Source organism: Endozoicomonas numazuensis, assembly GCF_000722635.1.
In the GTDB taxonomy this organism is placed as follows: domain Bacteria; phylum Pseudomonadota; class Gammaproteobacteria; order Pseudomonadales; family Endozoicomonadaceae; genus Endozoicomonas_A; species Endozoicomonas_A numazuensis.
Map to the genome: position 1 here is coordinate 1 of NZ_JOKH01000001.1, position 18621 is coordinate 18621.

General features: G+C 47.4%; 21 protein-coding genes. 8 read left to right on the top strand and 13 right to left on the bottom strand.

Annotation, left to right across the window (positions count from 1 at the left end; all coding sequences use genetic code 11):
* The coding region (locus GZ78_RS00005; RefSeq protein ID WP_034831746.1) for an IS1182 family transposase at positions 1-1344 on the top strand (1344 nt) is incomplete at its 5' end.
* Positions 1345-1574: 230 nt separating this feature from the next.
* On the opposite strand, the gene rsmI is transcribed toward GZ78_RS00005, so the two are convergent.
* Complete coding sequence (gene rsmI, locus GZ78_RS00010; protein WP_034831747.1) at positions 1575-2411, bottom strand: 16S rRNA (cytidine(1402)-2'-O)-methyltransferase; 837 nt, start codon at positions 2409-2411, stop codon at positions 1575-1577.
* Positions 2412-2618: 207 nt separating this feature from the next.
* Here rsmI and GZ78_RS00015 point away from each other — a divergent pair, with 207 nt between their 5' ends.
* From GZ78_RS00015 to GZ78_RS00040, 6 genes are all read left to right on the top strand, one after another.
* On the top strand, positions 2619-4499 hold the full coding sequence (locus tag GZ78_RS00015; protein WP_034831749.1) for a penicillin-binding protein activator: 1881 nt from the start codon (positions 2619-2621) through the stop codon (positions 4497-4499).
* Positions 4471-4857 (top strand): YraN family protein, encoded by a 387-nt coding sequence (locus tag GZ78_RS00020; protein WP_034831750.1) that lies wholly within the window; start codon positions 4471-4473, stop codon positions 4855-4857. Before GZ78_RS00015 ends, GZ78_RS00020 begins: the two co-directional genes overlap by 29 nt.
* 381 nt (positions 4858-5238) lie before the next feature.
* Positions 5239-5823 (top strand): phosphoheptose isomerase, encoded by a 585-nt coding sequence (locus GZ78_RS00025; RefSeq protein ID WP_034831752.1) that lies wholly within the window; start codon positions 5239-5241, stop codon positions 5821-5823.
* Positions 5824-5928: 105 nt separating this feature from the next.
* On the top strand, positions 5929-6501 hold the full coding sequence (locus GZ78_RS00030; RefSeq protein WP_034831753.1) for a BON domain-containing protein: 573 nt from the start codon (positions 5929-5931) through the stop codon (positions 6499-6501).
* Positions 6502-6688: 187 nt separating this feature from the next.
* The gene (grcA, locus tag GZ78_RS00035) at positions 6689-7072 is read left to right on the top strand and encodes an autonomous glycyl radical cofactor GrcA (RefSeq protein WP_034831755.1); all 384 of its coding nucleotides are present in this window, start codon (positions 6689-6691) and stop codon (positions 7070-7072) included.
* A gap of 181 nt (positions 7073-7253) precedes the next feature.
* A complete protein-coding gene (locus GZ78_RS00040) occupies positions 7254-7859 on the top strand; it encodes a glutamine amidotransferase-related protein (protein WP_081869609.1) in 606 nt (201 codons plus the stop codon).
* An 11-nt stretch (positions 7860-7870) separates the two neighbouring features.
* On the opposite strand, the gene GZ78_RS00045 is transcribed toward GZ78_RS00040, so the two are convergent.
* From GZ78_RS00045 to GZ78_RS00105, 12 genes are all read right to left on the bottom strand, one after another.
* Positions 7871-8347, bottom strand: a complete 477-nt coding sequence (locus GZ78_RS00045) for a rhodanese-like domain-containing protein (RefSeq protein WP_236631443.1) — start codon at positions 8345-8347, stop codon at positions 7871-7873.
* Positions 8348-8479: 132 nt separating this feature from the next.
* Positions 8480-8692, bottom strand: a complete 213-nt coding sequence (locus GZ78_RS00050) for a YgdI/YgdR family lipoprotein (RefSeq protein ID WP_034831758.1) — start codon at positions 8690-8692, stop codon at positions 8480-8482.
* 169 nt (positions 8693-8861) lie between these two features.
* On the bottom strand, positions 8862-9464 hold the full coding sequence (locus GZ78_RS00055) for an NADPH-dependent FMN reductase (protein WP_034831759.1): 603 nt from the start codon (positions 9462-9464) through the stop codon (positions 8862-8864).
* A gap of 289 nt (positions 9465-9753) precedes the next feature.
* Positions 9754-10221, bottom strand: a complete 468-nt coding sequence (locus GZ78_RS00060) for a ClpXP protease specificity-enhancing factor (RefSeq protein WP_330217592.1) — start codon at positions 10219-10221, stop codon at positions 9754-9756.
* A gap of 278 nt (positions 10222-10499) precedes the next feature.
* Positions 10500-11135, bottom strand: coding sequence for a glutathione S-transferase N-terminal domain-containing protein (locus tag GZ78_RS00070; protein ID WP_034833875.1), 636 nt, complete (start codon positions 11133-11135; stop codon positions 10500-10502).
* Positions 11136-11403: 268 nt separating this feature from the next.
* The gene (locus GZ78_RS00075; protein ID WP_034831765.1) at positions 11404-12222 is read right to left on the bottom strand and encodes a MetQ/NlpA family ABC transporter substrate-binding protein; all 819 of its coding nucleotides are present in this window, start codon (positions 12220-12222) and stop codon (positions 11404-11406) included.
* 72 nt (positions 12223-12294) lie between these two features.
* Positions 12295-12951, bottom strand: a complete 657-nt coding sequence (locus GZ78_RS00080; RefSeq protein ID WP_034831767.1) for a methionine ABC transporter permease — start codon at positions 12949-12951, stop codon at positions 12295-12297.
* The gene (gene metN / locus GZ78_RS00085) at positions 12941-13972 is read right to left on the bottom strand and encodes a methionine ABC transporter ATP-binding protein MetN (protein ID WP_034831768.1); all 1032 of its coding nucleotides are present in this window, start codon (positions 13970-13972) and stop codon (positions 12941-12943) included. Before metN ends, GZ78_RS00080 begins: the two co-directional genes overlap by 11 nt.
* Before the next feature lie 741 nt (positions 13973-14713).
* Entirely contained in the window at positions 14714-15187 is a 474-nt protein-coding gene (locus GZ78_RS00090; RefSeq protein WP_034831770.1) for a YjiG family protein, read from the bottom strand.
* Positions 15180-15896 carry a nucleoside recognition domain-containing protein gene (locus tag GZ78_RS00095; protein ID WP_034831771.1) on the bottom strand — a complete coding sequence of 239 codons (717 nt, stop codon included), beginning with the start codon at positions 15894-15896 and terminating at the stop codon, positions 15180-15182. The genes GZ78_RS00090 and GZ78_RS00095 overlap by 8 nt, the downstream gene beginning before the upstream one ends.
* 221 nt (positions 15897-16117) lie before the next feature.
* Positions 16118-16807, bottom strand: coding sequence for a sulfite exporter TauE/SafE family protein (locus GZ78_RS00100; RefSeq protein WP_161787268.1), 690 nt, complete (start codon positions 16805-16807; stop codon positions 16118-16120).
* Between the two features lie 151 nt (positions 16808-16958).
* A complete protein-coding gene (locus tag GZ78_RS00105; protein ID WP_034831775.1) occupies positions 16959-17540 on the bottom strand; it encodes a thymidine kinase in 582 nt (193 codons plus the stop codon).
* A gap of 148 nt (positions 17541-17688) precedes the next feature.
* On the opposite strand from GZ78_RS00105, the gene GZ78_RS00110 reads away from it, so the two are divergent.
* The gene (locus GZ78_RS00110) at positions 17689-18609 is read left to right on the top strand and encodes a pseudouridine-5'-phosphate glycosidase (protein WP_034831776.1); all 921 of its coding nucleotides are present in this window, start codon (positions 17689-17691) and stop codon (positions 18607-18609) included.
* Positions 18610-18621 lie beyond the last annotated feature (12 nt).

Sequence of the window (18621 nt, forward strand, 5' to 3'; positions counted from 1 at the left end):
CACGCTTATCCCCCGAAGCTCATTGTCGCCATCCTGATCTACGCCTATAGCCATGGCGTTTTCAGCTCCCGTGAGATTGAACGTCGCTGTCGGCAAGATCTGGCGTTTATGTACATCTCGCAAATGAATTGCCCGAACTTCAGAGTCCTGGGTGACTTTCGTAAAGATAACCTGTCCTTCTTCCATGACTGCTTCAAACAATCCGTCAAGCTGGCAATGGAGCTGGAACTGGCATCGCTCGGGCATATCAGTCTGGACGGTTCAAAGTTCAAAGCCAACAGCTCAAAGCACAAGGCCATGAGTTACGGGCGACTCAAGCTCAAAGAAGCAGAACTCAGTGCAGAAATTGATGACCTGATCGAGAAAGCCAGTCAATGCGACCAGGAGGAAAATGACACCTACAAAGAAGCCAGTGGTTACAGCATCCCTGAAGACCTCCAGTTCAAAGAAGAGCGGTTAAAGAAAATCAGGGTAGCCAAAAAAGCCCTCGAAGAACGAGAGAAAGCCCTGAACCCGGACGAACCAATAGACGACAAAAAGCAGATTAGTTTTGCAGATCATGATGCCCGGATGATGACCAAGAAAGGTTACTGTGATTACAGCTACAACGCTCAGATTAATGTTGATGCCGATCACCAGATCATTGTTGGCCAGCATATCAGTCAGCACGCCAACGATGTGCAGGAAGTTGAACCTGCGCTTCAGGCGCTGACAGAAGCCATTGATGATGCAGTTGTAGGTATGTGGAGCATGGATAATGGTTACTTTTCAGGGCCAAACCTGCATGCTGTGGATGAGCACGGAATAGACAGTTATATCGCTACCGACAGAGAAGAAAAGCCGGCTACGGATGACCTTGAAGACAGCGATCGAAAATTTGTCAAAGCAGATTTTACATACGAGATAGAATCAGATGTGTTTATCTGTCCGGCGGGCGAACAGATGGTTACCGACCCTGCCAGTAAAGCCAAGAGAAAGAGTTACAGAGCAAATAAGGATGTATGCAAGAAGTGCCCTTATCGCTTCAGATGTAGCGGTTCGAAGAAAAGTGCGGGGCGTGTCATTCGTACAGACAAATTTGAAGTTGCACGTCAGGCCATGACTAAAAAAATGGAGACAACCGAGGCGAAAAGCATCTATGAGCGTCGCAAGGTGATAGCAGAGCCGCCGTTTGGTCAGATAAAGAACTCTGGATTCAGGGGCTTCAACCTGCGAGGGAAGGAGAAAGTTGAGGCCGAGTTCTCATTGGTATGCACAGCTCATAATTTCAAAAAATTTGTGAAGGCGGTCTCAACGGGATCAGTCCGCCTTGAAGATTTGGAAAAGGTTAAAAAAGCGGCATAAAGGCCAGGAAAAGGTGTAAATCTGCCAAAATGGGAAAAATCCTGCATAAAGGCGGTTATTTTTTGCCCATGTTTGAATTATAAAAGCTCATTGCCGCTCTCGTTGACCTATTCTCGGTCAGCCTCCTAGCCCCCATCAAACTTTTGAAGTTAACTAAGGCAGCAACAATAACTACCGAGAATAAAAAACTGAAAATGCAGGCTCCACAACGGAGCCTGAATACAGAATACTCACTTCATCGTGAGCGACAAATCATAAAGCTGCTTTTTCCGATACCCGGAAACATCTGCAATCACTGCTGCCGCTTTTTTAGCTGGCAACTCTTGTAACAATCGCTTCAATAGTTTCGCTGTATCTGGATCAACCGTTTCTTCCTCCTGCACTGCAGCCCCTTCAACCAGCACCACAAACTCACCACGACACTGATTCGAATCTTCCTGAAGAATCTTTTCCACCTCTTCGACGGTACCCGCAATAACTGTCTCAAAAGTCTTGGTCATTTCTCTGGCCAAAACAATATAACGATCCGCTCCCAGCACTTCACGAAAATCGGCAAGGCTATCAAGAATACGGTGTGTAGACTCATACACGGCCCACGTATTAGTCATAACACCAAGGGATTCGAGCTTTTTTTTCCTGCCAGACGACTTGGCAGGCAGAAAGCCTTCAAAGTAAAAGCGGTCAGTTGGCAAGCCACTGACCGATAAAGCGGCCACCAAAGCACAGGCACCAGGCACCGGCACCACCTTAACTCCCTGCTCTCTAACTGTGCGCACCAATACAAAACCAGGATCGGAAATCAATGGTGTTCCAGCATCACTGATCAGCGCCACGGAGTCCCCTTGCTGCAATCGTGCCAGCAGCACCTCGGCCTGATGTCTTTCGTTATGCTCATGACAGGGGATCATGGGGGTTTCAATACCAAAGTGATTGAGCAGTTTCCGACTGTGCCTGGTATCTTCCGCCGCAATCACTGAAACCTGCTTCAACACCTCAATAGCTCTCGGCGTCATATCCTCGAGATTACCAATGGGGGTTGAAACAACAAAAAGAGTACTTTCAGACATATTCTGCCAGCCATTCAAGTGACCATGAAGACTATTCACAATCGAGGGAGTTAGAACCAATTAGCGATGAGTTTACTCTTTTAAAAGGCTGCTTGACAGAATCCATAATAAACAGAACCTTTAACTCTGATTCATCAAGCTGACGCACACTGCGTGTTGGGGTAGAATGCTGTCATCAAAAACAGTCCGGGCATTGACTCCGATTTTATGAGCCAGAACCTTTCCAAACGCACTCTGATAACCACCCTGCTGATTAGCGCAGTGCTAGCAGGGTGCTCATCACAGCCCAGCAAAATAGCTGAACAACCTCTACCAGCCATTGAGTTCGCACCCGAAGGTGCTGACCAGCTACTGGAGCGAGCCAAACGAAGTCAGTTTCCTGAAAGCGCCAGACTGAAAATCCAGGCCTCAGATCAGCTGGTCGACTCCCAGATGGTCAGAGCTCAAACTATTCTCGACAGCCTGAATTACGAAGAGCTTCCAGACACTCTAAAGGCTGAAATGGCCGTTACCCGAGCCCGCATTGCTGAATTAACAGGGCAGAACTGGGAAATATTTTTCTGGCTGGATCGAGCCTCTGTCATCAATAGCAGCAACACCCGACTTCTGGATAAAAGCCATACACTCAAGGCTCAGGCATACAATCGTTACAGAGAGTATGTAGCCGCTCTGGATGAATGGAGCATGCTATCCAATATCAGCGAGCTCGACCAACATCCCAAAAACAGGGACGCCTTTTGGGAAACTCTGCTCAACGCCCCTGAAGAGCGCCTGATTACCCTGGGCAACCAGACCAGCAACGAAGCCATGAAAGGCTGGCTCGAACTGGCCCTTGTCTACCGCCCGGGAAAATCACTGGACCAACAGTTATCTGACTTGAGCAATTGGCGAACCCGATGGCAGAACCACCCGGCCATTACCTATTTACCAAAAGATATCAGCGCTCTTCAGGTAGTCAGTACCCAAAAGCCAGACAAAATCACCCTGCTGCTTCCTGTCAGCGGCCCATTAGCATCAGCCGGCAGAGCCATCCGGGACGGCTTCCTGGCAGCTTACTACGAGAACCTATCTGACTCCGAAGAGAGCACACCAGAAGTAACCATTGTGGACACTCACGGTAAAAATGTTGTCGAGCTGGCCAATGAAGCCAAAACCAAAGGCACCGAACTGATCATAGGCCCACTGGACAAAATTAATGTAAGCCTGCTAAAAGAAAACACACCTGAAGGCGTAACCGTTCTTGCATTAAACACCCTGGAAGACAATGGCAGCCATATCACTCAAAAAGACAGCTTTTTCGAGTATGGTCTATCCACTGAAGACGAGGCCAGAACAGTAGCCCGACGCGGAATACTGGACGGACATCGCCGTGTACTGATACTGCGCCCGGAAAGCTCATGGGGAGACAGAGCCACCAACAGCTTTGTGGCCGAATGGACAAATCTTGGCGGAGAAGTCGCCGGAATCTCTGAGTTCAATAACACAACCGAATTCAGCCAGCTGGCTGGCCAGGCCTTACAGGTGGACGAGAGTCAGAAGCGCGCCAAGGAACTCAACAGAATTCTTAGAAAAAAACTGGGCTTTGAACCTCGCAGAAGGCACGATGTCGACATGATCTACATGCCTTCCAACCCCAAGGAAGCCCGTCAGCTCAAACCCGCTCTTTCTTATCAGTTTGCCGGAAAACTTCCGGTTTATGCCACATCCAGTGCATATTCAGGAAGAGTCACCCCCAGCAGAGACCAGGACCTGGACAGCCTCAGAGTACCGGTGATGGCCTGGTATCTTCCTGATCAGAAAGGCAGCCTTGAGTCCAACATTCGAGCCACATGGAGCAGTTCCAGAGGCCAGTATGGCAGTCTGTACGCTATGGGCGCCGACGCCTTTAAGCTTTATCCTCGCCTTCAGCAACTGGCCAGCCTGCCCGGCAGCCGACTGGAAGGGCTGACAGGCTTACTCAGCATCAATAGCACTCACCATGTTGAAAGAGAGCTTTCCTGGCAGGTCTTCCGCAATGGCCGACTAAGACCCCTTCCTATCCCGGTACAAGAAAAAGCTGATGTTCTGGCAGTTAAAGCTTCACAATAACCAGGGCGCATCAGCAGAAAACCGGGCACTGAAATACCTCAGCGCCCGGGGCATGAAGTTGATCCAGAGAAACTACGCCTGTAAAGCAGGTGAGATTGATCTGGTCATGCTCGACAAGGAAACTCTGGTTTTTGTGGAAGTTCGTTTCAGATCTCAATCACAGCTGGGCTCAGCTGCAGAATCCATAACTATCAGTAAACAGAATAAAATCAGAAAAGCCGCTCACCACTTTCTTGCTTGCCACCGTAAACATCAGCACAGGCTATGCCGCTTTGACGCCCTGCTGATTAAAAATTCATCCACACATCATGACGCAAACCCCGAAAAGCTTATAGAATGGCTACAGGGTATTTTTTAAGTCACCTTCCAGTCATTGCAACTGAAACGTTACGGCTCATACTGGCTTCATTCATCCTGAGACTTATCGAAGAATGCTGACAATGCACTTCGACAGGCTCAATGTGAACACAGTGAGATATAAAGCCTGATTGCACTAAACAACGGTGGACAGATACAAACGAGTGAATTATCCCTGTTCCACTCATATTCAACGGATGAAGATAATAAAAAGGGGTAATGAAAAAAAATTCACGGTAAACTAACGGTTCTATTACCACCCCCTTTATATTCAAACGGCTTTCACGATTTCCATAATGCCCATAGCGAAAGAAAATGCCTATATCGATAGAAAATGCCTATAGCGAAAGATATGGCGGCGAACCATTCGGGATTTTGAGACATGCATGAGCGCATCACACAACATTTTTCAGACAGCATTGATGCCAAGATTCGCGCGGCAGACTGCTTGCCCCCCTTGATCGCCCAGGCTTCCGAAATTATGGTGCAATCCCTTCTGAACGAAGGAAAGATTCTCGCCTGTGGAAATGGGGGAGCAGCAGGCGATGCCCAGCACTTTGTTTCTGAATTACTGAACCGTTACGAACGGGAGCGACCAGCTCTGCCAGCCATGTCTCTTTGCGCAGACAGCCTCACATTAAGCTCCATTGCTAACGACACCAGCTTTCATGAAGTCTTCTCAAAACAGATTCGTGCACTGGGGCAGCAAGGCGATATTCTGCTGGCCATCTCAACATCCGGCAATTGCCCCAATATCGTACAGGCCATACAGGCGGCTCATGACCGGGACATTCAGGTGATCGCGCTGACCGGAAAAACGGGGGGCGACATGGCCAGACTACTCCACCCCGAAGATATTGAAATACGGGTTCCGGACAATAGCTCCCCTCGAATTCAGGAAGTTCATACATTGGTCATTCATTGCTTATGTGATCTGATAGACGAATTTCTGTTTTCAGGTGAGTAACCGTTCATGAGCCAAGGAAATAGACTCTAATCATTCTCGGTATCGAAAAAAGTTCACTGGAAAAACAGATTCTATTCAACTCATCACCGACCAGGAGATAAAAAGGTGAAGCGTTTATTCGCCCTGATTTTAACCAGCTCGCTATTTCTGCTGGGTGGCTGTGCAACCATTGTAGACAGCGTTAATGAAGACCCCATCAGCATGGACCCTACGGAACGCTCATGGGGTAACTGGATAGACGACCAGACTATTGAAACCGTCGCAGCCGTCAACATCAACAAAGCCGACGAACGCTTTAAAGACAGCCGGGTTAAAATAGTCAGCTTTAATGGCACTGTTTTATTAGTTGGACAAGTCTCAAGTGCCGAACTGAAGAACATTGCTGAAGAGACTGCCAGAAATGTCGACGAAGTTCACAAGGTTTATAACGAACTCACTATAGGCAGCAACGCCAGCCTGCTTGAACAGAGCAATGATTCCTGGCTAACCACCAAGGTAAAAGCCAACCTGATCAAAAGCGAAGAGCTTTCCGCTGACCGCATAAAGATCAACACCGAAAAAGGCACTGTTTACCTGATGGGACTTTCCACCCCCAGACAAGCACAGGTTGCGGTTGATATCGTCAGAAACACTGGCGGCGTTCAGAAAATTGTAAAAGTTTTCGAGTACACTCAATAAACCCATCACTTCCAACTGGCGCAAACACCAGTTTGTGCCAGCTCTCCCTGTTCCTCAACCCAAGCCAACTCACTTAATAAGTTAAGTAACAATACTTACTTATATGCCCGACCTGGATTGATATGATGTAAATTAATTTTTCCATATCCTGTACTATCGAAATCAGAATCAAGGGTTAAGAAGCACTATGAAAGGCATCCAAATCACCTCCAGTGAAAATGACACTCTCGTTAACTCCATCTGGCTGATTGATGAAGCTACAAGCGAAGCCCGCCTCATTTGCGCCAAAGGCGACGAACTCGAAAACGACACCGTGCTCCCTATTGAAAAGCTGGGAACATTCGAAAGCCGCGACATCGAACTGAATGTTGAAGAAAAAACCATACGTGAAGGTGGCCAACACCTTAACGTTAATGTTTTGTCCCGAGAAAAACTGGAAGAAGCCGCAGCGGACCCTGAGAAATACCCATCTCTAACTATCCGTGTATCCGGCTATGCTGTTCGCTTCAACTCCCTGACCCCCGAACAACAGCGCGACGTGATCACCCGCACCTTCACAAACGAAATGTAATCCTCATTCCGGAGGAAAGCTCCGCTTTCCTCCCACCTTTCCAAGAACAGCCTTTCTGGTTTTATTCTTCATATTTTGCAGAGTCGGGTTTTCCGACAGTCGAAACAGTTACCTGAAAAAGAGAGCTGCTTTTTTAACGCATCATTGCTTAAATAAAAGTTCATTCTGATTTACAGAGCTTATGATGGATCAAAATAAAATCGCCCCAGTCATCATTATTGATTGCGGCAGCAACAAAACGCCCGATATAAAAAGTATTCTCTCAAGTCTGAACACCCCTTCCAAAATTATCCCCTTGAAAGAAGCGAATTTATTTCCCTTTCGCTCTGCATCGGCAGTCATTATTTCTGGCGGCCCACACCTCTTTACTGACAGTCCGGCAATAAAAAATGAGTTGATGCAACAATTCCAGTTTTTACAACAACCACTCCCCCCAACACTCGGAATCTGTCTTGGGCACCAGGCTATTGCCCTGACGTACGGAGGCGCAGTTTACAGGGATCAGGAAAGAAGAGATCAGGACAGCATAATCATTCTGGAAAGCCATAAGCTCTTTGAAAATCTTCCGGTAGATCCTGTTTTCAAGGAAGATCATTGCGAAGGAATAAAAGCAGGAGATAACACAACCGTGTTGGCACGGTCCGAGTTTTATGAGGTTGAAGTCATCATGATCAATGATCGCCCCATGCTGGGCGTGCAATTTCACCCAGAAGTATCTGGTAAAAACGGCAAGATATTGATTTCAAACTTTATCCACTGGGCACTAAAGCATGAAGGGGCCGACTGAGTCGGCCAACCTTATTTCTCTAGCGTAAAACCTTTCCCTTTCCACGCCTCTACACCGCCGGGATGGCGAAAAACATTGTGATAACCCAAACGCACAGCCCACATAGCGGCATTATGACCACGAAGGCAACTTGTTCTTCTGCAGGTGAATACCAGAACCCTTCCCTTATCATCTAATAGTCGAACAAAGTCTTCCTCTTTGAGACCACCCATCAGTGACTCATCCCAGCTATCACTCATGATCACCGTTTTTGGAAAGGTAAAATTAACAGCACCCGGAAGATGCCCTTTTCCATAATCTTCAGCCTTCCTGACATCCACCAACAGGAAAGGCTCTTTGGAATCGATCATTTCTGACAACTCATCTGTGGTAATCAAGCCATAACCTGAGTCCTCAGCCTGCCTGGCCAGATCAACACTGACCTGCTCAAGCGCAGCTTCCTGCTTATATTGATCCACACAGGCCGAAAGCAGCAAAGATAAAGACAAGAGCATGACCCCCTGCCATCGAGATACCAGGGGACTCAACAACCGATACACCATGCTCACCATAAACCTGCTTCACTCCACTTTCCTGCAACAGAGTCACTGCATATACCCTGACAGGATCAGCCATTGATATTATTTTTCATGAATCTCGAGTACTTCTTCGCCATTCACACTGGCGTCAAAACCATCCAGAGTTTCGTATTCATAAAAACCATCATTGTTCATATGCGGGGTATCTTTCGTCGTAATAGAACGACCATCTTTGAGGGTAATAATATGAGGACTGGAACACCCGATCAGAAGAACAGTGACAGCCAAAGCAAGAATCAGATTAATGCGCTTCATAAAACACTCCTATACAACCATCACCACAGCTTAGAAAAGGATTCCGGCTCTGCAAACAAAAACCGTTATTTTCCCCAGAAAGCATGGAAGCAGATGTAAATACAGAGAGTATAACCACGAAGATAAACTGTCAGGAGAGTGCACACCCGGCACCCCCCAGAAGACTGGACTACATACCGTTTCGGAAAGTCTTATGATCAATGACACCACTTTCCCGGACCCCTTTGAGTCCAATTGCATACTCTTTCAGAACAGCAAGACTATAGTCCATACGATCCTGCATATGCTGATCTGCTTCGGCATCTTCACCTGTCATGACTGAAGCAACATTACGGACAATGAGATGGTCCGGGATGTAGCAGAGACGACAATTCTTATAACTGCTGGTGCGTAACTCTACAACAGGATATGAACCCCCCTGCCCTGCAGATACCGCAGTAATAAGGCCAGGTTTGTGGCCTAGCTGCGCAGCACCAAATACAAGGAAAAAGTTTTTCAAACCCGAAGGAACCATACCATTCCACTCTGGAGCTACCACAATAATGGCATCACTGGCATTCAATGCAGCTCTCCAGGGCGCAAGAAGAGCCTTCCACTCCTCATTACCCGACCAGATCGAGTCATCCCAAAGCGGCAGAGGGTTTTCAGCCAAATCAAGGATATCAACCTGAGTAAAAAGACCCAAAGTTACAGCACGCTCCTTCAGCACATGACTGATACGTGTACTCTGAGAATCTTTCCGGTGACTTCCACTGATAATTGTCAGGTTCATTAAGACCTCTGTTAACTTTTCTGATTAAAGATCAAATAAAATCATTACACCTGCTATGGCGATGCAGTGACTTCCCCAGCAAACAACAGGAGATGATAACCATAACACTCAACGCAAGCGAAGCCAGCCCTACTCAATCGAAGGACAAATAGGCCAAGCCACAACCAAGATACGTTAAAGAAAAAACCGGTAACAGGCTGACTGGATAAACAAACAGATCAGAATAAAAAAACCGCCAGAGTGGCGGTTTTTTTTAGAAGGCAAAATCGATCTTAAGATCAATCTAAACCTACTTAACGACTTTCAGGTGAGGCCTTCCAGGCTTGCGAGGAGGCTTATCTGACTCTTCTTCTTTAGCAGCAACAGAAGCTTCCTGCGGCTCAGGATCTGAGACAGCTTCCAGCTCAAAGTGCGGAGATACTTCTTCTTCAATCTCTGAAAATGGCTCAACCTCAAACACCATGCCCTGACCGTTCTCACGAGCATAAATAGCCATCAACGCTTCTACTGGCACCATTATCGTCAATGCTTCACCACCAAAGCGCCCGTCGAAAGTAATCACATCATTTCCCATATGCATAGCACGAACGGCTGCAGGGGAAACATTGAGTACTATCTGGCCATCCTTAACATATTCTCTTGGCACTTCTACCCCTTTTCGGGCAGCGTCCACTAAAATGTAAGGGGTGCAGTCATTTTCAAGAATCCAGTCATACAAAGCTCTGGCAATGTATGGGCGACTGCTGGTCATCGTCATAATCTGTCTCCATCCAGGCTAACTTCCGATGGTTGCCTGGCAAAAAGCCAACTCATCCTTTTCAACCATCAATAACCACTATAGAAGAAGCCCTTCAGCTATTTCTCTACCTTGTGAAAGTGGTTCAATCACTGAAGGTTATTCCGGGGAAAATATAAAGGGCTTCTCATCCGCTAAGAAACTATCACTGCTCAAGGCTGCCTTAGCTTATGGCTTATTAGCCAGATCGTTCGCCCCGACACTCAACTGCTTGAGATGAAGTCAGGGCAAGTCTCAAATCAAAGAGTGTCACGCATCTCTTTTTCGATTTCAGACAGGCTTTCCTTGAAAGATTCACGCTCAAACAAACGTTCAGCATAATCCAGGATTGCCTGCCCTTGCTTAGGCAGCTCTATACCCATGGCTGGAAGTCTCCACAAGATCGGAGCAACACAGCAATCAACCAAGGTAAATTCTTCACTCATGAAGAATGGCTTTTCAGCAAAAATAGGTGCAACAGACAACAGGCTTTCACGCAGCTCTTTACGAGCACGGGCCGCAGGTGTCTCTTTGGTTTTTGGATCCATAATGGTATCCACCAGGCTGCACCAGTCTTTCTGGATTCGATGCATCATCAGACGACTCTGAGCACGGCTGACCGGATAAACAGGCAGCAGCGGAGGATGAGGAAAACGCTCATCCAGATACTCCATCATGACACTGGGCTCATAAAGCACCAGTTCACGATCAACCAGAGTCGGAAGACTATTGTACGGGTTGAGATCAGACAGTTCCTGAGGCAAATTTTCAGGACTTACATCCTGAATATCTACCGCAACCCCTTTTTCGGCCAGAACAATGCGAACCCTGTGACAGTAGTGGTCAGATGGATCCGAGAAAAAAATCATGGATGACTTTTTGGCAACTACAGCCATGAAGTACCCCCGCCTCATGTAAAGGAAATGTGCTCCCGACCGAGCCAGACCACTCATTCGATTCCATAATTCGGATGAGCAACACTGACTTAACGAGCCGATACAAGAAAATAACGGGTTATCTTAGCAAACTTTACACCCTGCGGAATAGATGCCCTGAAAACTTTCGTGACTCCGCAGCGTAATAACCCGAAAAACCAACAAAATAACGTTTTACCGAAACAAAAAAAGCCCGCCAGGGTCAGCGAGCTCTTTAATCGGCCTGGAATCACTTCCAGCCAGGTACCGCACTGCCCTTGAACAACTCCTTGGCTTTTTCTTCTACAGCAGGAGTGTGATAGGACTCAACCAGAGCCTGGATGCGAGGGTCATTTTTATTATCCTCACGAGCCACGATCAGATTGACATAAGGAGAATCCTTATCCTCAACCAGTAATGCATCGCGTTCAGGCAGCAGATTCGCTGGAACGGAGTAGGTTGAATTAATGAAAGCCAGATCAACATCATCCAAAGAACGAGGCAGTTGCGCAGCATCCAGCTCGATAAAATTCAGTTTCTTAGGGTTTTCAATAATATCAGCCGGCGTAGCTTCCAGGTTGTTAATATCCTTCAGCTTGATAAAACCTTTATTCGCCAGCAGGATCAACGTACGACCTTCATTACTCGGATCATTAGGAATGGCAACTTTAGCTCCGTCTCTCAGCTCGCTGATATCCTTTATCTTCTTGGAATAAGCGCCAATCGGGTACACGAAGGTATTTCCCACAGCAGCCAGCTTGAAGCCACGATCCCGAATCATACTTTCCAGATAAGGCTTGTGCTGGAACGCATTAGCGTCGATAGAGCTATCCGCCAGTGCAACATTGGGAGAAACATAGTCGGAAAACTCAACCAGCTCAACATCAACCCCATGATCCTTCTTGGCAATGTCAGCAGCCACTTTCATGACATCCGCTTCCGGCCCTGCCATAACACCTACTTTTAAGGGACCATCAGAGGCATTATCAGAGCCACAACCTGTTAGCAGTACAGTGGCCACCACCAGCGCTGCACCTGCAAGCGTTTTAAATTTATCTATAGAAAACATACTTCACTTCTCCAGCCAGCCAGTTCTTTGGGGACAAGCAACAGATACAGCTTGTCCCATTCAACAATATAATCAGCGAGTTCTGTCGTAATAATTTTGCAAACGATCACCAATACTCTGTATTAGCTGCACCAGAACAATCAGGATCACTACCGTAGCCAGCATGATGACACCATCAAAACGCTGATAGCCGTAACGAATACCCAGATCACCCAGACCACCACCGCCTATGGCTCCTGCCATCGCCGAATAGCTGACCAGAGTCACCAGAGTAATCGTCATGCCGTTAATCAGTCCGGGACGTGCCTCAGGCAACAACACTCGACTGACAATCTGCAAAGGGGTAGCCCCCATGGATTGAGCGGCCTCCACAAGACCTGAAGGCACTTCATTGATAGCGCCTTCCGCAATACGGGCAACAAAAGGGATAGCCGCCAGAGTCAAAGGTACGATTGCTGCGGTTGTACCAATGGAAGTACCCACCAGCAAACGAGTCAACGGTATAATCGCTACCAGCAGTATAATAAACGGCACAGATCGAGTAGCGTTAACGACGGCACCCAACACCGAATTCAAAACGGCATTCTCTTTAATACGGCCAGGCTTGGTGATGTACAACAGCACACCCAAAGGAATGCCCAATAGAAAACTGAGACCTCCGGACACTGCTGTCATATAGACAGTTTCCCAAAGCGCCTTAACCAGGAGCAGCCAGGAATCAACTGACATAGCCTACTACCTCCACCTGCACATTTTCCTTCAGAAAATTCATGGATGCCTCTACATCCTTTTCATTCCCCATAATTTCCACCATCAGAAAGCCCATGGACTTGCTATGAACGGTTTCAATATCAGCCTGCAGAATGACGAAATCAGTACCAAACTGTTTTGCCGCCTGAGTAATCAATGGCTCAACGACCCGCTGCCCTACAAAAGTAATCCGTACAACCGGCCTTGAACCTTTTACAGGTTCCGACTGAAAACGACTCTCTACCTCTGCAACCGGCTTTTCGTGGATAGCACTGCGCACGAATTCTCTGGCGAGATCGGTCTGGGGGTTCAAAAAGAATGATTCAACATCATTCTCTTCAATCAGTTGACCATGACTGAGTATGGCAACACGATCACAAATAGTTTTAACAACGTCCATTTCATGAGTAATGATCAACACAGTAATCTTCAGCTCACGATTGATATCCTTGAGAAGCGCCAGAATGGACCGGGTTGTTTGAGGGTCTAACGCAGAAGTCGCTTCATCACACAACAAAACCTTTGGCTTACTGGCCAAAGCACGGGCAATGGCCACTCTCTGTTTCTGCCCCCCCGACAGCTGGGAAGGATAACTGTCACGCTTGTCTTTCAACCCAGTCAACTCCAGCAAGGGAGCAACGGCCGTTTCTATTTCTTGCTGAGTGGCACCTGCCAGCTCTAACGGTAAAGCAATATTTTGATAAACCGTCCGACTCGATAGCAGGTTGAAATGCTGGAATATCATACCGATGTTGCGTCGAGCCTGACGCAGCCCTTTTTCAGATAGCCGGGTAAGATCTTGTCCATCAACCACCACACCCCCAGAACTGGGACGTTCGAGCAAGTTTACACAACGAATGAGGGTACTCTTACCGGCGCCACTGGAGCCAATCACACCGTATATCGATCCTTCAGGCACACTGAGATTAATGCTATCAAGAGCTTTAACCTCTTTTTCACCCGCCTGGAACACCTTGGTAAGGTTTTTCAGTTCTATCATCGTTACTCCTGCCTGATCCCGATAAAATCAGGGCATGCTGCCTGAGTTATACTCAGTCAGTTTTATCAATCCATCTATCTGGGTGGGCTTTATGAGAGCAACCCCTCTTCAGGGCGGCCTATTTTTCGCAGACAAAAAAAAAACCACTCTGCGCTAAACAGAGTGGTTTTTCATGAATTCGTTCATAAACCCTTCTTTTAGCGGTATTTCTATAGCGCCCGCAAGCCAAGACAAATCAGCGCATTAGCGAAACACTACCTGAGCCAGCCCAACAAGTCAACACACTCATTCATGGACAGTCCATGTAGCACGAGACATGGCTTGAGATTACAGAACAAGATAGGTTGAAACGCCTTGTAGCCCATTTACTTTATCTCAAAGCATACCGCCTCCCTTGAGATTCGCCTTACCTTGCAAGACCTTAAAGAGTATTGGAGATAGCATTAAGGCGGATCGATCCAGGAATGATGACAACCTTGATCATGAGATGAACAGTTTAGGCATTAAAGAAAACAGAGGCGTAGAAAAAGAGGCGTAGAAAAAGAGGCGTAGAAAAAGAGGCGTAGAAAAAGAGGCGTAGAAAAAGAGAGTTAAGAATGATATTCCAGAATTCAGAGAACGATGGGGAATGGTAACCATTAAAGATAGTGAAGACGTGGCCCGTACTCTCCAGGGTCGATATTATAAGCCATCTTCGTCCGGAACTTCTGTTACGAGCAGAAGTTCCGGACACTGATTCCTTCAGACCAGAATGTTCATCACAAACATAGCCATGAAAGCGTTCAGGATACAAATACCAAACAGTACAGGGTAATAACGAGCTTCGGTACCAATCACACCCAGAATACGGCCTGCATATTGAATCGTTGAACCCATCAGATAGATAGCAGGTGCCAGAATTGCAATATCACGCGCCTGCAAAAGCCCTTCAGAGAGCAAGCCCACAGTCACACCGACCGCACCGCCCATAGACATGATGGCACTCATCAGTACAGCTGCGCCCTCACCCGGAAGACCCACCACACCCATGACCGGCCCAAACACAGAAGACAGCATATCCAGAGCACCGGTAATCGTCAGCGCCTTAATGATGATAAAAGCCATCATCACATTAGGGATCGTGCTGCTGGTGCCAATAGCCCAACCTTTTCGAGCCCCCTCAACAAAGATATCCGTAATCATCTTTTTCTGTTCGGTTGCAGCTGCCTTAGACATTGCGGGCCTCCAGACGGGTCTCGGTTTCTGTTTTCTTGCTGGCAAAGTTAAGGTAAAAACGCATGATATTGGCGCCCACTACCTTGAAAATAAACATGATGGCCACCGCAAGACCAATGGAACCCGGTACAGATTGACCCGCAGCATCAGTCAGCGTGAATAGAATGGCACCAGAGCTAAAGAAGTTAACAATCAGTGCGCCACCGGAGAATTGGAAGGCAGTGAAAGTGTTCTTTTCTTTGTCCGTCAATTCGTCATTATCAGAAAGATCCTTGGTCATACCTGCACCTACATCCGTAGACTGAAGGCTACCGATCAAGGCCAGACCCACCGTACCGGGAACACCCATCAGTGGACGAAGCAAAGGGGTAAGCAGCTTTCGGGCCGCCCTGAGAGCACCATAATGCTCCAATACATTGATCATACCCAGGGCAAACATACATGTAGGCACCAGACCCAAAGCAAATAGAAAACCATCGAGAGCACCACTGCCGCCGGTACCACGGTAAGTTGTTGCTGTGCTTTCAACAACACCACCGGCTCCTGTCGTAACTCCGTTCAGTAACTTCCCGAAGGCTCCATTCAGCGTGGTGAAATCAAAGACACCATACCATTCCGTCGATTTCAGCAGGCCTGAGAAAAAGACTACTGCAAAAGCCAGTGCCACATAGCTTCCGAGCGTGACCTTCTGGTCATCATGAGCGCTCATGGGCTTCCCCCCTTTAGCAACAAGTAATTAATTAATAAGTTAATGGTTAACATGGTAATAGAATTGCTTAACCAAAGGCATTGGGAGTTTTCGCAGGCTCTATGTGACTAATAACTAACTGAAACGTAACATCCAGCACACGACTTAAACAGGATGAATACCTCAGTAACCAAAGCAGGAAAAATAAATTCTTTTTAGTTGATCGCGCTGAATATGAAGCGCTACCGAACACCAGAAGCAATAGCACTGACACCGGCAATACTGCAAAGAACCAACAAGGCGTGTCGAATTATTCTTTGATCGATTCGATGGGAAACACGAGAGGCCATTTTACTGCCCAGCAACACGGGAGGAACCAGCACCAGAGCATATTTAAAGTCTTGCCAGCCGACCATACCGCCAGCGAATAGGAATGATAGGGAGATGATGCTGCTAAAGACAAAGTAGATGGACATACTGGCCCGAATTCTATCGCCTGATTCGTTCTGCATAACCAGAGCAACAGGAGGCCCGCCAATAGATGATGTTGTCCCAGTAATCCCGGACACGACCCCAGCAATAAACAAACTGGACTTTGTCGCCTGAATCTTCACCGAAAACAGACTGGCAAATACGGCCAGTAAAACCGCTCCTCCCATAAACATACTCATGTGCTCTCTGGAGGCCACCGCTAGAAGATAGGCTCCCAGTAGCGACCCTGGAACTCTGCCGGCCACAGCGTACTTCATTTCTGCGAGTTTAATAGAACCCCGGTATTTTCTAACCGTGAGCATAGCCAGAAACATAGCCATGCAGATCAAGGTTCCAGGCACCAAGGACGGAGCGATGATATAGAGAACAGGGGCAGCCACCACCGCCATCCCAAAGCCAATCATGCCCTGGATCAAAGCACCCACGAAAACAACAAGCATAGCTATTATCAGCTGGTACAGGCTCAGATCCATAACAACACTAAAACATCGCTTATATCGGAAGAGGATATAAATATAACCGTTTGCTATGTGTTGAATCCACTGTCATTTATACCCATAGATGCCTCTTCATCATTACGACAGTAGACTTTTATCGACCAAACAGCTCCTTGTAATGCTTGCGACAGACAGAAAGATAGCTGTCATTCCCACCAATCTGCACCTGACTACCACTGTTAACCACCTTACCATCAGCATCCAGTCGCACTTGCATGCTGGCTTTTTTTTCACATTTCTTACAGATACTTTTCAGTTCACAAAGTTCATCTGCCAGAGCCAGAAGCACACCGCTGGCCGGAAAAGCCTGACCAAAAGCATCAGTGCGGAGACCAAAACAAAGTACCGGCAAACCCAGATCGTCCACCACGTCGCTTAACTGCCAGACCTGATCTTCCGTCAAAAACTGAGCTTCATCGATCATGACACAGGACAGTCTTTGTTCTTTATGCTCACGGGCAATTTGCTCAAGCAGATTATCTTCCTTACTGAGAACCAGAGCGTCCTTATGCAAACCAATCCTTGAGGTGATTTTTCCTTTACCAAAACGATCATCAATGGCAGGGGTCAGCAAAAGCACCCGCTTTCCAGCTGACTGGTAATTATGTGCAGCCTGCAGCAGGTATGTACTCTTTCCCGAGTCCATGGAAGAAAAATAGAAGTACAGCGAGGCCATCAATATCTCCGTCTAAACTGTGATTCACTTGAAGCACTGGATTGGCAAGACCGGAACCGGAATGCCAAGTCATTTTAACCAGAACCCGTGCATTAATGCTGTCAGGAAAACTGCGGTGTTCCTTTCGCTCAATTCACTAGGAGCCTGTATGGTGAACAACTTTCTTGATATCCATCCGGATGTTAACACGGCTCTGACCTCTGGTATTCCTGTTGTAGCACTTGAGTCCAGCGTAATTTCCAACGGACTGCCATTCCCCGAAAACCTGGACATAGCCCTTCAACTTGAAAAAATATTGTTGGATGAGGGCGTACAACCTGCAACAACGGCCATTATCAACGGACGCCTGAAAGCAGGATTATCAAAACATGAGCTGGAATGTCTGGCATCTCCAGAGGTCACAACCCACAAAGCAAGTCGCAGAGATTTAGCGGGCTTAATCTGCCAAGAATCATCAGGAGGAACGACTGTTTCAGCCACCATGATGATAGCTGCCATGGCGGGCATACAAATCATGGCTACTGGCGGAATCGGAGGCGTTCACAAACATGGCGAACAAACACTGGACATTTCCGCTGACCTGATTGAGCTGGGACGAACACCTGTGGCCGTAATTTGCGCCGGCCCCAAAGCGATTCTCGATCTACCAAAAACACTGGAATTTCTCGAAACTCATGGCGTTCCCGTAGCGGGCTATAAAACAGATATTCTACCCACCTTCTACAGCCGTGGATCCGACCTTCAAGTAGATTTCAAAGTGAATTCTCCAGAGCAGGCAGCCCGACTGATCGAATACCAGCTCTCCTTACCCGATAGCGGCGGCCTGCTGATCTGCAACCCACTGCCCAAAGAAGAAGCCCTGCCCTGGGAAGAGATTTCCCCAAAAATCGATGACGCTGTTTTCCACGCAAAGAAACAGGGCATCCATGGCAAAGCACTGACCCCTTTTCTCATTCAGCACTTGTATCAGCATCATGGCGAGCAACTGCTGAAGGCCAACTTATCCATTCTCAGACACAACACCCAACTTGCGGCAATGATTGCCCGCGAATTCAACAACCAACACTAGACAGGACTGGAT

Bases quoted from the DNA above. Each gene is read 5' to 3' on its own strand.
- rsmI (WP_034831747.1), bottom strand. From the start codon at position 2,411: ATGTCTGAAAGTACTCTTTTTGTTGTTTCAACCCCCATTGGTAATCTC.
- GZ78_RS00070 (WP_034833875.1), bottom strand. From the start codon at position 11,135: ATGGCTGTAGTTGCCAAAAAGTCATCCATGATTTTTTTCTCGGATCCA.
- GZ78_RS00050 (WP_034831758.1), bottom strand. From the start codon at position 8,692: ATGAAGCGCATTAATCTGATTCTTGCTTTGGCTGTCACTGTTCTTCTG.
- GZ78_RS00020 (WP_034831750.1), top strand. From the start codon at position 4,471: ATGTTCTGGCAGTTAAAGCTTCACAATAACCAGGGCGCATCAGCAGAA.
- metN (WP_034831768.1), bottom strand. From the start codon at position 13,972: ATGATAGAACTGAAAAACCTTACCAAGGTGTTCCAGGCGGGTGAAAAA.
- GZ78_RS00105 (WP_034831775.1), bottom strand. From the start codon at position 17,540: ATGGCCTCGCTGTACTTCTATTTTTCTTCCATGGACTCGGGAAAGAGT.
- GZ78_RS00055 (WP_034831759.1), bottom strand. From the start codon at position 9,464: ATGAACCTGACAATTATCAGTGGAAGTCACCGGAAAGATTCTCAGAGT.
- GZ78_RS00100 (WP_161787268.1), bottom strand. From the start codon at position 16,807: ATGCTTGTTGTTTTCGTGGGTGCTTTGATCCAGGGCATGATTGGCTTT.
- GZ78_RS00075 (WP_034831765.1), bottom strand. From the start codon at position 12,222: ATGTTTTCTATAGATAAATTTAAAACGCTTGCAGGTGCAGCGCTGGTG.
- GZ78_RS00110 (WP_034831776.1), top strand. From the start codon at position 17,689: ATGGTGAACAACTTTCTTGATATCCATCCGGATGTTAACACGGCTCTG.
- GZ78_RS00015 (WP_034831749.1), top strand. From the start codon at position 2,619: ATGAGCCAGAACCTTTCCAAACGCACTCTGATAACCACCCTGCTGATT.
- GZ78_RS00025 (WP_034831752.1), top strand. From the start codon at position 5,239: ATGCATGAGCGCATCACACAACATTTTTCAGACAGCATTGATGCCAAG.
- GZ78_RS00080 (WP_034831767.1), bottom strand. From the start codon at position 12,951: ATGTCAGTTGATTCCTGGCTGCTCCTGGTTAAGGCGCTTTGGGAAACT.
- GZ78_RS00095 (WP_034831771.1), bottom strand. From the start codon at position 15,896: ATGAGCGCTCATGATGACCAGAAGGTCACGCTCGGAAGCTATGTGGCA.
- grcA (WP_034831755.1), top strand. From the start codon at position 6,689: ATGAAAGGCATCCAAATCACCTCCAGTGAAAATGACACTCTCGTTAAC.
- GZ78_RS00060 (WP_330217592.1), bottom strand. From the start codon at position 10,221: ATGACGATGACCAGCAGTCGCCCATACATTGCCAGAGCTTTGTATGAC.
- GZ78_RS00040 (WP_081869609.1), top strand. From the start codon at position 7,254: ATGATGGATCAAAATAAAATCGCCCCAGTCATCATTATTGATTGCGGC.
- GZ78_RS00090 (WP_034831770.1), bottom strand. From the start codon at position 15,187: ATGTCTAAGGCAGCTGCAACCGAACAGAAAAAGATGATTACGGATATC.